Origin of the sequence: Streptomyces sp. NPDC058239, from assembly GCF_042882185.1 — a bacterium.
In the GTDB taxonomy this organism is placed as follows: domain Bacteria; phylum Actinomycetota; class Actinomycetes; order Streptomycetales; family Streptomycetaceae; genus Streptomyces.
The window spans coordinates 66,430-79,639 of record NZ_JBHVWS010000023.1; the positions used below are offsets into that span (position 1 = coordinate 66,430).

General features: G+C 69.1%; 15 protein-coding genes. 9 read left to right on the forward strand and 6 right to left on the reverse strand.

The window, feature by feature from the left end; all coding sequences use genetic code 11:
* Positions 1 to 392 precede the first annotated feature (392 nt).
* A complete protein-coding gene (locus ACFVYE_RS23955) occupies positions 393 to 794 on the forward strand; it encodes an RNHCP domain-containing protein (RefSeq protein ID WP_383960505.1) in 402 nt (133 codons plus the stop codon).
* Between the two features lie 42 nt (positions 795 to 836).
* A complete protein-coding gene (locus ACFVYE_RS23960; RefSeq protein ID WP_383960503.1) occupies positions 837 to 1,253 on the forward strand; it encodes an RNHCP domain-containing protein in 417 nt (138 codons plus the stop codon).
* A gap of 75 nt (positions 1,254 to 1,328) precedes the next feature.
* Here the strand turns inward: ACFVYE_RS23960 and ACFVYE_RS23965 are convergent, their stop codons facing one another.
* Both ACFVYE_RS23965 and ACFVYE_RS23970 read right to left on the reverse strand, forming a co-directional pair.
* Complete coding sequence (locus ACFVYE_RS23965) at positions 1,329 to 2,192, reverse strand: NmrA family NAD(P)-binding protein (RefSeq protein WP_383960501.1); 864 nt, start codon at positions 2,190 to 2,192, stop codon at positions 1,329 to 1,331.
* 105 nt (positions 2,193 to 2,297) lie between these two features.
* On the reverse strand, positions 2,298 to 2,720 hold the full coding sequence (locus ACFVYE_RS23970; protein ID WP_383960498.1) for an ATP-binding protein: 423 nt from the start codon (positions 2,718 to 2,720) through the stop codon (positions 2,298 to 2,300).
* 134 nt (positions 2,721 to 2,854) lie between these two features.
* Between ACFVYE_RS23970 and ACFVYE_RS23975 the strand changes: the two genes are divergently transcribed.
* The 3 genes from ACFVYE_RS23975 to ACFVYE_RS23985 all read left to right on the forward strand — a co-directional run bounded on the left by ACFVYE_RS23975 (position 2,855) and on the right by ACFVYE_RS23985 (position 5,033).
* Positions 2,855 to 3,721 (forward strand): Scr1 family TA system antitoxin-like transcriptional regulator, encoded by an 867-nt coding sequence (locus ACFVYE_RS23975; RefSeq protein WP_389607325.1) that lies wholly within the window; start codon positions 2,855 to 2,857, stop codon positions 3,719 to 3,721.
* Positions 3,718 to 3,963 carry a DUF397 domain-containing protein gene (locus ACFVYE_RS23980; protein ID WP_389607327.1) on the forward strand — a complete coding sequence of 82 codons (246 nt, stop codon included), beginning with the start codon at positions 3,718 to 3,720 and terminating at the stop codon, positions 3,961 to 3,963. Before ACFVYE_RS23975 ends, ACFVYE_RS23980 begins: the two co-directional genes overlap by 4 nt.
* 302 nt (positions 3,964 to 4,265) lie before the next feature.
* Positions 4,266 to 5,033, forward strand: a complete 768-nt coding sequence (locus tag ACFVYE_RS23985; protein ID WP_383960491.1) for a CDP-alcohol phosphatidyltransferase family protein — start codon at positions 4,266 to 4,268, stop codon at positions 5,031 to 5,033.
* Positions 5,034 to 5,241: 208 nt separating this feature from the next.
* Here ACFVYE_RS23985 and ACFVYE_RS23990 read toward each other — a convergent pair whose 3' ends face one another.
* Together ACFVYE_RS23990 and ACFVYE_RS23995 are read right to left on the reverse strand one after the other, a co-directional pair.
* Positions 5,242 to 6,021: a DUF4232 domain-containing protein gene (locus tag ACFVYE_RS23990; RefSeq protein ID WP_383960488.1), complete on the reverse strand. Its 780-nt coding sequence runs from the start codon at positions 6,019 to 6,021 to the stop codon at positions 5,242 to 5,244.
* Between the two features lie 339 nt (positions 6,022 to 6,360).
* Positions 6,361 to 6,807 (reverse strand): anthrone oxygenase family protein, encoded by a 447-nt coding sequence (locus tag ACFVYE_RS23995; protein WP_383960485.1) that lies wholly within the window; start codon positions 6,805 to 6,807, stop codon positions 6,361 to 6,363.
* Between the two features lie 93 nt (positions 6,808 to 6,900).
* On the opposite strand from ACFVYE_RS23995, the gene ACFVYE_RS24000 reads away from it, so the two are divergent.
* Positions 6,901 to 7,476 carry a TetR/AcrR family transcriptional regulator gene (locus tag ACFVYE_RS24000; protein ID WP_389607330.1) on the forward strand — a complete coding sequence of 192 codons (576 nt, stop codon included), beginning with the start codon at positions 6,901 to 6,903 and terminating at the stop codon, positions 7,474 to 7,476.
* A gap of 218 nt (positions 7,477 to 7,694) precedes the next feature.
* Here the strand turns inward: ACFVYE_RS24000 and ACFVYE_RS24005 are convergent, their stop codons facing one another.
* Positions 7,695 to 8,618, reverse strand: coding sequence for a hypothetical protein (locus tag ACFVYE_RS24005; RefSeq protein ID WP_389607332.1), 924 nt, complete (start codon positions 8,616 to 8,618; stop codon positions 7,695 to 7,697).
* Between the two features lie 174 nt (positions 8,619 to 8,792).
* Here ACFVYE_RS24005 and ACFVYE_RS24010 point away from each other — a divergent pair, with 174 nt between their 5' ends.
* Together ACFVYE_RS24010 and ACFVYE_RS24015 are read left to right on the forward strand one after the other, a co-directional pair.
* A complete protein-coding gene (locus ACFVYE_RS24010; protein WP_389607334.1) occupies positions 8,793 to 9,440 on the forward strand; it encodes an HAD family hydrolase in 648 nt (215 codons plus the stop codon).
* A 97-nt stretch (positions 9,441 to 9,537) separates the two neighbouring features.
* Positions 9,538 to 10,323 carry a hypothetical protein gene (locus ACFVYE_RS24015; protein ID WP_383960475.1) on the forward strand — a complete coding sequence of 262 codons (786 nt, stop codon included), beginning with the start codon at positions 9,538 to 9,540 and terminating at the stop codon, positions 10,321 to 10,323.
* 112 nt (positions 10,324 to 10,435) lie between these two features.
* Here ACFVYE_RS24015 and ACFVYE_RS24020 read toward each other — a convergent pair whose 3' ends face one another.
* The gene (locus ACFVYE_RS24020) at positions 10,436 to 11,281 is read right to left on the reverse strand and encodes an LLM class F420-dependent oxidoreductase (protein ID WP_389607336.1); all 846 of its coding nucleotides are present in this window, start codon (positions 11,279 to 11,281) and stop codon (positions 10,436 to 10,438) included.
* 216 nt (positions 11,282 to 11,497) lie between these two features.
* Here ACFVYE_RS24020 and ACFVYE_RS24025 point away from each other — a divergent pair, with 216 nt between their 5' ends.
* On the forward strand, positions 11,498 to 12,988 hold the full coding sequence (locus ACFVYE_RS24025) for a CehA/McbA family metallohydrolase (RefSeq protein ID WP_389607368.1): 1,491 nt from the start codon (positions 11,498 to 11,500) through the stop codon (positions 12,986 to 12,988).
* Positions 12,989 to 13,210 lie beyond the last annotated feature (222 nt).

Consider the following 13,210-nt stretch of genomic DNA (forward strand, 5'->3'; position numbering starts at 1 on the left):
CACCGGCCGCGCCGCGTCCTCGTCCTGGGCCGGGCCACCTCACCCGTATCCGCGCGGCCCGATAATCGCTGGATCCGGCCCGGGCGCATTGTTACGGTCACCTCGACCACGGTGTCGACCGTCGCCGAACCATGGGCGCCCGCCCTGGAAAGAAGTTGATGTATGCCCCGGCCAGTAGTTCCGAGCCTCCCTCGTCGCGCCTCCAACCGCGCAGGGGCAATCGGAGCCGCGTGCATGCGCACGCCCGCGGCATCGCGCTGACCCGCGTTCCCTGACCGGTACGCGTTTCCGCCTCGTCAGTACGTGATCCCCGGCTGACGGCTCATGCCCCCGAGGGCTGCTCGGTACTTCCCTGCTGCATTGCTCATCCTCTTCGGCAAGGAGAAAACCGGGTGTCCACCGACAACCCCCAGAACCGTTCGACCAAGTCCTCCGCCAACGGCGCCAGCGCCTATCTGAGGACCGACACCTTCACCTGCCTGTGGTGCGGGCTGACCGTCGCCACGCTCGCGCCCGACGGCAGCCGTCGCAACCACTGCCCCAGCTGCCTGCACTCGCAGCACTGCCTCGACCACGTCGAGGGCGGACCCTCCGACTGCGGGGCACGTATGACCCCGATCTCCATCGCGGTGCTCCGCACCGGCGGCTGGATGGTCATCCACCGCTGCACCCGCTGCGACGAGCTGACCTCGAACCCGGTCTGCGGAGACGACAACCAGCTGATTCTGATGCGGATGGCCGTGCGCCCGCTGGCCCAACCGCCCTTCCCGCTCGAAGCGTTCGGTGACCTGTGAGGGGCCGCCGACAACGACCGAGGACAGGACGGAGGCCCCTCCGTGCCACGACGTAAACCCCGACGAACGTCCCACCGCCCGCAGAGACGAAAGGATGTCCTGCACGGACCGGGCGGCGCCCACGGCGACGCGTTCCGCTGCGTCGGCTGCCGACTCGACGTGCCGCTGAACGCACCGGGCACCGCCCATCGCAATCACTGCCCGCACTGCCTGACCAGCCTGCACGTCGATCTGCGGATTCCGGGAGACCGGGCTGCCGACTGCCGCGGGCGGATGACTGCGCTCAGCCTGTCCGTCCGGCAGGACGGGGAATGGACGATCATCCACGAGTGTCTGACCTGCGGTGAGCTCAGCGCCAACCGCATCGCGGGAGACGACAACGCCCTCGCGCTGATGCGCATGGCCGTACGGCCTCTGTCCGACACCGTCGTCCCCGTGCGAGCACTGCTCGCGCTGTGACACGGATGCGCCCCTGCCCGAGCCGCCCGGCTCGGGCAGGGGTCGGCGAAAGACGTGACACCACGGGCCCAGGTGTCACGTTGTCCTGATGCGGGGTGTCGGCCACTTCTGGGCGTCCACCCATGCTCCGTACGGAGTCCAGGGGACGGTGGGGAACTGGGTCCGCAATGCCTCCAGGTCCACCTGGTATCCGGTGTCCGCCAGATAGCTGTACATGGCGAACATGTCGGGGTTGGTGGTGCGCAGGTCCGCCAGTGGCGTCTGCCGGAACGCGACCGTGCCGCCCGCGGCCCGTCCGATCTCCTCGGCCATCCGGACCGGCGTGGGATCGTCGCCCGCCACCTCGATCCGCTGCCCGATCCAACGCTCCGGATCGGCCACGACCGCGGCCACGACCCGGCCCAGGTCCTGCCGCGCCACCTGCTGGAGGGGGGTGTCACCGGGAAGCGGCATGGTGAGGAGCCCGGCGGCGACCTCGTCCAGCGCGCCCAGCGCATTGTCGAAGAAGTAGGTCGGTGCCACCACCGTCGCCGGAAGTCCGGAGCCGGCGAGCAATTCCTCGATCCTGGCCTTGGTCTCGAAGTGCGGGATGCCGGTGCCACGGTCCGCACTGGCGACGGAGGCCATCACCAGATGCGGCAGCGCGGCGTCCTCGGCGGCCCGCACGATTGCCGCGCCCTGGGCCACCTCCGCGTCCAGACCGTCCTGGAACGGTGTGGTGACGGCGAACGCGGCCGTCGTGCCCAGGAATGCCCCGGCGAGCGAGCCCTCGTCGAACAGATCCCCGTGGACGACCTCCGCTCCGGCCGCGGCCAGCGCCCTGGCCCGCCCGCTGCCGGGATCACGCACCACGGCGCGCACGGCACGCCCCGCCTCCAGCAGGGCGGCGGCCACCGCACCGCCCTGGCCACCGGTCGCTCCGAGTACCGCGATGGACATGGGGCCTCCATGATCGAGGGACATGGGTCCATGCTGACCAGCGGCGGCCGGACCTGCCACCGGGAGGACCCGGGCGGTGGCGTCCGGCCCTGTTGCGTGTCCGCCTCAATGATGACCGGCAGGTAACTCGGCCCAGACCGTCTTGCCCACGACCCGGTCGGTGACTCCCCAGGACGTGGCCAGCGCCTCGACCAGGTTCAGGCCGTAACCCGACTCCGCGTCGGCCCGGAGGATGCGCTGCTCCGGCCCTCGCTCACCCAGTGCGTCCGACACCTCGATCCGGAGCGTGCCCGCGAGGGCAACAAGCCTCAGTTCGAAGTCCCGCCCCGCTACGAGCCCGTGCAGCACCGCGTTGGCCGCCAGCTCGGACACGATCACGGCGGCATCGTCGGAGAGCCCGCTCCCGTACGGCACACCCCACTCGTCGAGTTGATGCACAGCGAGCCGACGGGCGAGCCGCGCGCCCCGGCGGGTGGCGCTGAACCGCTGGACGAACTCGGCGCCCACAAGGGTGATTTCGGCGTTCATGTGACTCAGCGTGTCCGGTTGCTCGTACGCTGACCAGGAGTGACACCACGACGCCGAGCAGCTGTACGGGCACGCCCGGCCGGCTGTACGGGGCGTCGGCCGTGACCGGGCGGACAGAGAGCGGTGCGGGGCAGATGGCGAACGCGGAACGTGAGGAACGACCGGAGCGGCCGGCCGAGTCGGACGGAACTGCGCACCTGTTCAGGGCGCTGGGCAAGCAGATCAAGGTGCTGCGGGAACGCGCGGGCCTGAGCCAGAAGGATCTGGGGCTCGCTGCGCATTGCGGGGAGGACCTGATCTCCGCGATGGAGCGGGGAGTGCGGACGCCGCAAGCTGATTTCCTTGAGCGGGTCGATGGGCTTCTTGAGGCAAAGGGCGTGCTCAGAGTGGCAATCCCCGACGTCCTGGAAGCCCGGAAAAAGGCACGCACCCGGCATCCGGAGTGGTACCGCGATTACGCAAGGTTGGAGGCGGACGCAGTACAGCTTTACGTCTACAACAACCAGTCCGTGCCCGGCCTGCTTCAGACCGAGTCTTACGCACGCGCCCTTTTCACTCAGTGGCAACCGCTGCTCAGCGAGGAGACCATCGACAAGAGGGTGGCCGACCGACTGGACCGCCAGCAGATCTTCTCCCCATGGCCCTCGCCGACGTTTCACTTCATTCTGGACGAGAGCGTACTGATGCGTCCCATCGGCGGCCGGGGCGTCCATCAGGAACAGTTGCGGAAGCTCCTGCACATTGGCCGTCTCCGGACGGTGCAAATTCAGCTGATGCCGCTTGATCGCACCGAACAGCCGAGCCTGGATGGCCCGTTCACGCTGGTCACGCCCAAGGCCAAGCAGCAAGTGGCCTACCTGGAGATCCACACGTATCCAAGGCTGATCACCGATCCGGAGGAGGTCCGTGTGCTGGCCGTCCGCTATGGAATCATCCAGTCGGCGGCTCTCACGCCACAGGAGTCGTTGGCCGTGATCGAGAAGATGCTGGGAGAGCGATGAGCACCGAGCAACTGCACTGGTTCAAGAGCAGCTACAGCGGCGGCGAAGGTGGAACCTGCGTCGAAGTCGCCTACGACTGGCGCAAGTCCAGTTACAGCAGTGGCGGCGGCGGTGAATGCGTCGAGGTCGCGACCTGCCCCACCACCATCCACATCCGCGACTCCAAGAACGCCCAGGGCCCCCATCTCGACGTCGCCCCCGCCGCCTGGTCCTCCTTCGTCTCGTACGCCCGCCAGGGCTGAGCGCGGCCCGATCCACCTGGCACACCTGGTCCCGTACCGGATCGCGACAGCCGCGACCCGGTGCGCCGCGACCCGGTCGACCGTGACTCGGCGGCCCCCGACCACCCCTGTCGACCAGCCCGCCCCGCTCCAGAACTGCGACCGCTGCGACCGCTGCGACCGCGCCTTCCGCCCCCCCACCCCCGGCCACTGCCACGACTGCACAGCCGACGAACCACACCTCCTGTCGGCCTGAACAAGTGGGGTCTCTACCCTGTGGTGATCATTGCTGGTCCGACGGGACAGGTGGGTGAAGGAACGTCATGACGAGTGCTCCGGCATTGGCAGAACTGCGTGAGGTCTGCCAGCCGAACGCGAAGCTTCAGAGCCGTAACGGGGAGCACTGGGCGGGCCGCCTGTACATGCGGCGGATCTCCCTGCGGACCACCCGGCAGCTGGTGCGTACGCGAGTGACGCCCGATCAGCTCACCTGGACCATGGTGGTGTGCGGCGTGGCCTCCGGCTTCGCGCTCCTCATACCCGGCCTGGCAGGGGCCCTGCTCGCCGCGGTGCTCTTCCAGCTGTTCCTGCTCTTCGACTGCGTGGACGGCGAAGTGGCCCGCTGGAAGGGCCAGAACAGCGCGACGGGCATCTACGTCGACCGGCTCGGGGCCTACCTGGCGGACGCGGCGCTCATGATCGGGGCCGGGTTCCGGGCGGCGCGCGGCTCCTCGGACCTCTGGGTGTCGGTGGGACTCGCGGCGGCACTCGGAGTCGTACTGCTGAAGGCGTCCACGGACCTGGTGGATGTCGCGCGTTACCGCCGCGGTCTGCCGCTCGCCGACGACGAGGCGACCCGGCCCCGGTCGGCGGGGCTGGCCTCGGCACGGCGTCTGGCCTCGGCCTTCAAGATCCACCGGATCACCAACGGCATCGAGGCGTCCCTCGTCCTGCTGGCGGTCGCCGTGGTCGACCTGTTCATGGGCAGCATCGAGGCGACCCAGGTGACGGTGCTGGCCATCGCCGTCATCACCTGGGTCATGGTCGTGGCCCACCTGGCCTCGATCCTGTCCTCCTCGCGCCTTCGCTGAGTTGCAGGTTTTCTCTCCGTCCCGGCGGCGGCATCCACGCATGCCCGAGCGCAGCCGAGGACCGCGGCACCTCCCCATCGCATGACCGCCGGCCCCACCCCCTGCTGTTTCGCCATGGCAGGGCAGTCCAGCACTCTGCGCAGCGCGGTGAGCTCCCGGTGCCCCCGGGCCAGGGCGTTTCCCCGGCCGCAGGGGGCACTCGCGTGTGTCAGCCGGCGGGGGAGTCGCTCACCTTGCCGAGCGGGCTGATCTCGATCGGCCGGTTGGTGCTCTGGGAGTCCGGGTTCTCGGCCGGGAGGGAGCCCGCGGGCCAGGCGATGGTGACGGTCTTCGTCTCGTTAGGCGGAGTCACCAGGATCTTGGACACGCGCACACCGGAGCCGCCGGTGTTGTTGACCGGGAACGTGATGTTGAAGGCGGCGGACTCGCCGTCCTTGAGGACGTCGGGCACGGGCTTGTCGTCGCTGCGCTTCAAGGACATGGTGTCGCCCGATGCCGTCTTCAGGTCGACGCCGGCGAAGCCGCTGATGGTGCAGTCGCGGCCACCGCCGTTCTTGAACTGGACGGTGACGACGCCCTCCTCCTTGTCGGTCGTGTTGTCGGCGGCGCTGATCTCCAGCTCGTCGCTGCGGCAGATGCCGACCGACTTCTCGTTGGAGCCGGTGCCTGCGAGGGTGCCCTCGCCGCCTCCGTTGCCGCCTGCCTTGCTGTCTCCGGTGCCGCTTCCCTTGCTGCTGCCGCCGGATCCCTGGTCCGTGTCTCCGCTGCCGGAGCCGCCGTTCCCGCCCGTCGAGGCGCTGGAAGAGGAACCGGCGGGCGCCGCGTCCGTGCTGCCGTCGTTGCCGTTGCAGGCGGTCAGGGCGAGGGCACTGACCAGCGTGAGGCCGGCGAGGAACGTCGCGCTGGTGTGAGTGAGCTTCATGGGTTCCCCCGTGGTGTGCGTGGTGGCGATCAGCGGCCGGTCGGCGTTCTCCGTCCGGCTCGGCAACAGACAATCCGTTCCAGGAACGCGGAGACAAGCGGGCGCGCGGAATCCGGGATACTGGGACGCAAATATGGGTCTGACCTGCGAGAACGACTATTGCCTGGAACGTGGTGATGGGATGCCCGGTGGGCTCCCGCGCCCCTGGCCACCCGCACCGTCTCCGCCGGGATCTCCCCACCCCCGACCGGAAGCATCGACATCAGCACCCACCCCGAACGACAACGTCGGTCTCCAAGACCACAACCGGGTCTTGGAGACCGACGTCACGCCAGGCACCGAATTCGCCAACAGCATCCCGCTGAGGGGCGGGGCCCGCGATCGTGCTCCCGGAAACGACCGCCCCTAGACGAGGGCCACGGCGAACAGCGTGAAGGCGAGCACGATGACGCCCACGCGGACGTAGTGGAACCGGTCCCAACGCCCCACCTGCTGCTTCCAGTCCGCGGGCACGCCTTCCTGTGACCAGGTCGCGACGCGTGAGTTGATCGGCACGAGCAACAGAATCGACATCACCACGCTCACCACGAGCAGCACCGCCCCCGCGGCGACGAGCGACGCGCCCGCGTCGCCCCACGTCAGCGTGGACCACACCGCGCCGAGGACGACCGAGCTGATGTACCAGAACGGCATCACCCGGCCCAGGACACGCGCCCCGTCGCTGCGGGCTTCGACCCCGCCGTCGTTCGGAAGCCGGTCGAGGATCGGGTTCACGAACACCGCCACCGCGAACTCCACGCCCACCATCAGCCCGACCACAACGACCGTGACGACGGCCAGTACGTCCTGCATGACCCCTCCAAAGGGCTGACCTAGCGGCGCTAGGTTCTCATGCAATGCTAGACATGTCACCGCTCCATTGTCTAGCGGTGCTAGCATCGAGTCATGTCAGTACACGAACGCAAGGAACGCGAGCGGGCCAACCGCCACCGGCTGATCGTCTCCACGGCCCGCGAACTCGCCGAGGCCCACGGCTGGGACGCCGTCACCACGCGCCGGCTCGCCGAGCGGATCGAGTACAGCCAGCCCGTGCTCTACAGCCACTTCCGGGGCAAGAACGAGATCGTGGCAGCGGTCGCGCTGGAGGGGTTCGCCGAGCTGACGACCGCGCTGCGCGCCGCGGTGCCGCAGGGGCCCGCCGACCGGGAGGCGGTGGCCTCACTGGCCCGCGCCTACACCGACTTCGCCGCGCGCAACCACGCCCTGTACGACGCGATGTTCAGCCTCGACAACGGCCTCCCCTTCGCCGACGACGCCACGCCCGCTCCACTGCGCGAGGCGTTCCAGGCCCTGCTGGACCCGCTCGTCGACCACGCACACCCCGATGAACCGGGCTTGTTCGTCGAGACGTTCTGGGCCGCGCTGCACGGACTGGTCACCCTCACCCGCGCCGGACGCCTGCCCGCCGACCGGGTTCCCGACCGCCTCGCGCTCCTGGTCGACCGCTTCGTCCCGCGCTGAGCCTCGATCCACCGACTTGGTTCATGGGTGATCTTCTGGCTGGTGTTCGGAGTGGTGACCGTGGCTGGGCAGGCGATTTGCGCTCGTCCACCCAGCTCGGCAAGCCCGCACCGCTCGGCCGGCCGCATCACCGGGACCAGCCCGGCATACACGATCGGATTCGTGTCATCGAGCGCGGCGGAACCGCCGAAGCGACATGGGAGGATTGCATCCCACGGCTACTCGCTGTCGCCGTAGAAACAGATATGGCCGCCGATCCGGAGTGGGCGCCCCGGCGGAAGTGGCGTCTTCAGCGGCTCGTGTACCGGAATACCTGCCCAGTCGATGCGCAACGGGCCGTCATCCGGCTCCTGTTGTATTCGATCGTTCAGGTCGTACTCGATGATCTGCCGTCCGGGGCGATGGACCTGCAGGACCAGCTCCGCATCCTCATCCTCCAGACTGTCCCCTGTCAGATACCTGCTGAGCCTCCTGTCGATGTGAGCCCGCGCATCAGCGACAGACCCGAACAACAGAGACTCGCTGTCCGAATCGTCATTGGAAGTCCAGACACAGCCACGCAGCAGGGCGAACCCATGACGTCCACGACTCATCCCGTTCGGCGACGGTCGGCTGTCGGGCGCCGCCCCGAGGTACTCCAGGCTGGACTGGGCACAACTGTCCCCAGGATCCCTGCGCATCGCCTCCTCGTATGCCGCGACGGCACCGTCGCGATCACCGGACCAGGTGAGCGCATGCCCCAGGTACAACGGAATGAGGGGGTCTTCGGGGTCGCCGTCCAGAGCCGCTCGCGCCGCCTGAACTGCCTGCTCCGCAAGCGGACGACTCACGCATTCCTCGTCGTACTCTTCCATCCCGTTGAGTAATGTGCCGTCGTCGTCATCGAAATCGCATTTCACGTTGAACAACACGGTATGCCGCAGGGAGAGCGTCGCGGACATCGAGCGCAGGACAGCAATCGTGGCAGCGGTCTCCGCGTCACCGGGAACCGCCTTTTCCTCGGCCTCATCGCAGCAGCGCCGTGCATCGGCCAGCAGCTCGGCATTCTCCCGCTCGCCGTCAAAATGCCTGAGCAAGGACTCACACTTGGCGATCAGGCGACTCGCGTGTACCAAACCGGCATTCAGATCTCGTCCATCCATGCGGCCGCAGCCTACAAGTCGACGGCAAGAGCGTGTACTTGAAACTCGGGGCTGTCCTGACGCCCCCTCACACGGCGCTCGTGCCCGATGCGGACGATGCCGAGCGCCATCCCTGCCCGCGCCGCCAGGCTCATCCCGCCTCCGTCGAAGTGCAGGTTTCCTTATCCTGGCCGGATGACCACTCCTCCTGAACTCGTCATATTCGACTGCGACGGCGTACTCGTCGACAGCGAACGCATCGCCGTACGCATCCAGGTCGAAGTGGGCGCCGAACTGGGATGGCCGCTGACGGCGGAAGAGGTCGTCGAAATGTTCGTGGGCCGGTCGAACAAGTCCATCGGTGCGTTGGTCGAGTCCCACCTGCCCGGCAAGTCCGCCGTCTGGCAGCAACGCTTCGAGGACCTCCACCGTGCCGCCGTGGACTCCGAACTCGTCGCGGTCGACGGCATCCACGAGGCGCTGGCCGCCCTCACGCTCCCCACCTGTGTGGCATCGAGCGGCAGCCACGAGAAGATGCGCCACACCCTCGGCCACACCGGGCTCCACTCCCACTTCGAGGGCCGCATCTTCAGCGCCGGCGAGGTCGCGCACGGCAAGCCCGCCCCCGACCTCTTCCTCCACGCGGCCCGGCAGATGGGGGTGGAGCCGTCGGCCTGCGTCGTCGTCGAGGACAGCAAGTACGGCGTGCAGGCAGCCCGTTCGGCCGGTATGCGTTCCCTGGGTTACGCGGGCGGGCTGACCCCGGCGCACTGGCTGGAGGGCCCGGACACCGTGGTCTTCGACGACATGCGCAAACTGCCGACGCTCTTGTCGGAGATCTGACGGCCGGCCGCCTCGGGTCCGTTACGCGTAAGACGGGTCGGGGTGGTCGCTACCCTGTTCTCCCCCTGCCACAAGGCGGGGAGAACAGGGGTGGGACATGCGCAGAAGAATTGCTGCGGCCACGGTGGTGGCGGCAGTGGCCACCGGGATCGCGGTGGCTCCGGCCGCTCACGCGGAGGGGCGGGGTGACATCCGGGTCACCAAGACCGTCGTGAACGGTGGCGGCAATGTGATCGTCGGGGTCAAGAACGTCAAGCGGTTCCCGATCACCATGACGATCAAGGACAACTCGGGGGTGAAGGGGGTCGCCGACGTGTCCGCGTTCAACACGACCAATGGTCATGGGCCGGTCGACCACCTCGGCACGACGTGCAGGAAGGTCAGTACGACGACGTCCGTGTGCACTGCGACGATGCAGATCGATCCGACGTGGATCGACTCGTACGGAAGCGGCAACGAGGGCTGGGACGCCAACGCGGTCGCGGGGAACTGGCAGGTCAACGCCACGGTCCAGGCGAATGACCGCGACTACTGGATCTCCGACCGCATTGCCCTGTTCAAGGTGAAGCGCGCCGCGACCCTGACCACGGACGCCACGCCCGAGCCGGTCAGGAAGGGGGGCACGCTGACCGTCACCGGAAAACTGTCGCGGGCCAACTGGACGGACCTCAAGTACCACGCGTTCACCAAGCAGGTGGTGAAGCTGCAGTACAAGAAGCCCGGTGGCGCGTACAGCACCGTGAAGACGGCGACCACGGACAGCAAGGGGCACCTCCGCACGACGGTGAAAGCCACCGCTTCGGGCAGCTGGCGCTGGGCGTTCCTCGGTACGACCACGACCATGAAGGTCGTCTCCACCGGCGACGCCGTCACGGTGAAGTGACCTCGCGGCGGGCCGGAGAACGGCCCGCCGACGGGTCACCGTTCCTCGTGCACCGGCCGCTGCCGTCCGAGGAATCGCCCGCGCCCGCTCCGCCGCGCCACCCCGGACACGGCTACAGAAACTCCGCGTACGCGTCCAGCGCCCGCAGTACCTCCGCCTCTCCCGCCGGGGGCAGCTGGAGGACGACCTCCTCGATGCCCAGTTCCGCGTAGTGCGTCAGCTTCCCCGGGCTCGGGAGCACCGCGTAGGGGACCACCTGGAGCTGCTTCGGGTCGCGGCCGGCCGACTCCCAGGCCTCGCGCAGCTTCGGTACGGACTCCGTCAGACCGCGGCCGCCGATCGGGAGCCAGCCGTCGGCGTACTGGGCGATGTGCGCGAACAGCTTCGGGCCTGCCGCACCGCCGATCAGGGTGCGGGGGCCGTTCACCGGGCCGCGGGGACCCCGGACCGGCTTCGGGTACGCGTGGCTGGCGCGGACCGAGCCGAACTCACCGTCGTACGCCGTCGGTTCGTCCGACCACAGGGCGCGCATCAGGGCCATGCGGTCGCGGACGAGTTCCCGGCGCGTCGACCAGTTCACCCCGTGGTCCGCGGCTTCCTCGACGTTCCAGCCGTAGCCGAGGCCCAGCGTGAAGCGGCCGCCCGAGAGATGGTCGAGGGTGGCGATCTGCTTCGCCAGGTCGATCGGGTCGTGCTGGGCGACGAGCGTGATGCCGGTGCCGAGGGCGAGGCGTTCGGTGACGGCGGCGGCCTGGGCGAGGGCGACGAAGGGGTCGAGGGTGCGGCCGTACTCGGGCGGGAGTTCGCCGCCCGCCGGGTAGGGGGTGTCCCTGCTCACCGGGATGTGGGTGTGCTCGGGCAGATAGAGCCCGGCGAACCCGCGCTGTTCGAGCTCGCGGGCGAGCCGCAGCGGCGTGATCGTCTCATCGGTGAGGAAGATCGTTGTGGCGATCCGCATATGAGGACACCTCCGTCGTGATCCGGTGAGGGCCCCAACGTATGCCGTGCGGTGCGGAAAGCCGAGTGCCCGGGAGTTCGGACCCCGCTCGTGCCTCCCGCCGTTTCCCCGGAGTTCACGGCTCCCGGCCAGGGTCGGGTACGTCACCCCTCGCCAGCCACGACACCCCGGGGAGCCACTCGTATGTCCGCATCGCAATCCGCCCACGGCCGCCCGATGGCCAGGCGCGGCCTTCTCGTCGGTACGGCCGCCACCGCTCTAACGTTGGGCACTGTGAGCTTCGCCGACGCCGCGACCGGGGACGACGCCCCGGACCGGACCAGGACCGTACGCGGCACTCTGCCGACCGGGTCGCCCGACTATGTGTATCTGCCGGTCGAAGTACCGCGCGGGGTCCGGGAGATCGCCGTCTCGTACACGTACGAGAAGACGCCCGTCCCGGCCGGGACCCAGGGCAACGCCCTCGACATCGGCATCTTCGACGAGCGCGGCACGGAGCTGGGCGGTCGCGGGTTCCGGGGGTGGTCCGGTGGGGCGCGCAGCAGCTTCTTCATCCGGGCGGACGAGGCGACGCCCGGCTATGTCGCGGGGCCGGTACGGGCCGGGACCTGGAACATCGCCCTCGGGCCGTACACCGTCGCCCCGGAAGGGCTCCCGTACGAGGTGACGATCACCCTGCGCTTCGGGCCCACCGGGTCCACGCCGAAGCCCGTGCACCCGCCGGAGCGGGCGAAGGGGCGCGGGCGCGCCTGGTACCGCGGGGACTGCCATCTCCACTCCGTCCACTCGGACGGCAAGCGGACCCCGGCCGAGATCGCCGCCGCCGCACGCGCGGCCGGGCTCGACTTCATCAACAGCAGCGAGCACAACACGTACTCCGCGCACAGCGCGTGGGACGGGCTGTGGGGTGACGATCTGCTCGTCCTCACGGGCGAGGAGGTCACCACCCGCAACGGGCATGTGATCGCACTCGCCACCGACCCGGGCACGTTCGTCGACTGGCGCTACCGGGCCCGCGACAACCGGTTCGGGCACTACGCGAAGGCCGTGCGCCGGGCCGGCGGTCTGGTCGTGCCCGCGCACCCGCACGCCACCTGCATCGGCTGCCACTGGAAGTTCGGCTTCGGCGAGGCGGACGCGGTGGAGGTGTGGAACGGGGCGTACACCCCGGAGGACGAGATCGCCCTCGCCGAGTGGGACAACTCTCTTGTGGCGGCCGTCCGTACGTCGAAGCCGTGGGTTCCGGCGATGGGCAACAGCGACGCGCACCGGGAGCCGGACAAGGTGGGGCTCCCGCAGACGGTCGTCCTCGCCGAGGAGCTGTCGCGCGAGGCGATCACGGCCGGAATCCGGGCCGGGCACTCCTACATCGCCGAATCGTCCGCCGTCACCCTGTCCTTCGGGGCCTCGGGCGGGCGCGGCCTGCACGCGGGGATCGGTGAACGGCTGCGGGTGGACGGGGACGACACCCCGGTCACCGTACGGCTGGAGGTGACCGGAGCACCCGGCTGCACCGCGCACTTCGTCACCGACCAGGGCACGCTGTTCACGGCCACGCTGCCCGAGTCGGGGACGGGGGTGGTGGAGTGGCGCACGACGCCGGTCTACGCCGCCTATGTACGGGCCGAGGTCCGGCACCCGGCGACGGTGCCAGGGCTGCCCGGGGCACTGGCGGCGCTCACCAATCCGGTGTTCCTGGAGGGTTAGGGGCAGCCCCTGGCCTCGCCGTTTCGGTCGGGATGAGGCCGGAAGCGGGGCGGAAGCACGAAAGTGCCTTCTGAGCCGGCACGGCCTGGGGAAAAATCATCTCGATGTCAAGATACTTGATGTCGACATACCTGTCGCCGTTCCGGCGCACCCCGTCCCTGTGCGCTTCACGGCCGGGAGCGTCACAGTGGAAGGGGGGACACCGGGCGGGCCTGCCGGAGG

What these genes read in the sequence shown, in the direction of transcription:
- ACFVYE_RS24005 (WP_389607332.1), bottom strand. Translation starts at nt 8,618, where the DNA reads ATGGATGGACGAGATCTGAATGCCGGTTTGGTACACGCGAGTCGCCTG.
- ACFVYE_RS24025 (WP_389607368.1), top strand. Translation starts at nt 11,498, where the DNA reads ATGGCCAGGCGCGGCCTTCTCGTCGGTACGGCCGCCACCGCTCTAACG.
- ACFVYE_RS24020 (WP_389607336.1), bottom strand. Translation starts at nt 11,281, where the DNA reads ATGCGGATCGCCACAACGATCTTCCTCACCGATGAGACGATCACGCCG.
- ACFVYE_RS23975 (WP_389607325.1), top strand. Translation starts at nt 2,855, where the DNA reads ATGGCGAACGCGGAACGTGAGGAACGACCGGAGCGGCCGGCCGAGTCG.
- ACFVYE_RS23985 (WP_383960491.1), top strand. Translation starts at nt 4,266, where the DNA reads ATGACGAGTGCTCCGGCATTGGCAGAACTGCGTGAGGTCTGCCAGCCG.
- ACFVYE_RS23965 (WP_383960501.1), bottom strand. Translation starts at nt 2,192, where the DNA reads ATGTCCATCGCGGTACTCGGAGCGACCGGTGGCCAGGGCGGTGCGGTG.
- ACFVYE_RS24010 (WP_389607334.1), top strand. Translation starts at nt 8,793, where the DNA reads ATGACCACTCCTCCTGAACTCGTCATATTCGACTGCGACGGCGTACTC.
- ACFVYE_RS23970 (WP_383960498.1), bottom strand. Translation starts at nt 2,720, where the DNA reads ATGAACGCCGAAATCACCCTTGTGGGCGCCGAGTTCGTCCAGCGGTTC.
- ACFVYE_RS24015 (WP_383960475.1), top strand. Translation starts at nt 9,538, where the DNA reads ATGCGCAGAAGAATTGCTGCGGCCACGGTGGTGGCGGCAGTGGCCACC.
- ACFVYE_RS24000 (WP_389607330.1), top strand. Translation starts at nt 6,901, where the DNA reads ATGTCAGTACACGAACGCAAGGAACGCGAGCGGGCCAACCGCCACCGG.
- ACFVYE_RS23980 (WP_389607327.1), top strand. Translation starts at nt 3,718, where the DNA reads ATGAGCACCGAGCAACTGCACTGGTTCAAGAGCAGCTACAGCGGCGGC.
- ACFVYE_RS23995 (WP_383960485.1), bottom strand. Translation starts at nt 6,807, where the DNA reads ATGCAGGACGTACTGGCCGTCGTCACGGTCGTTGTGGTCGGGCTGATG.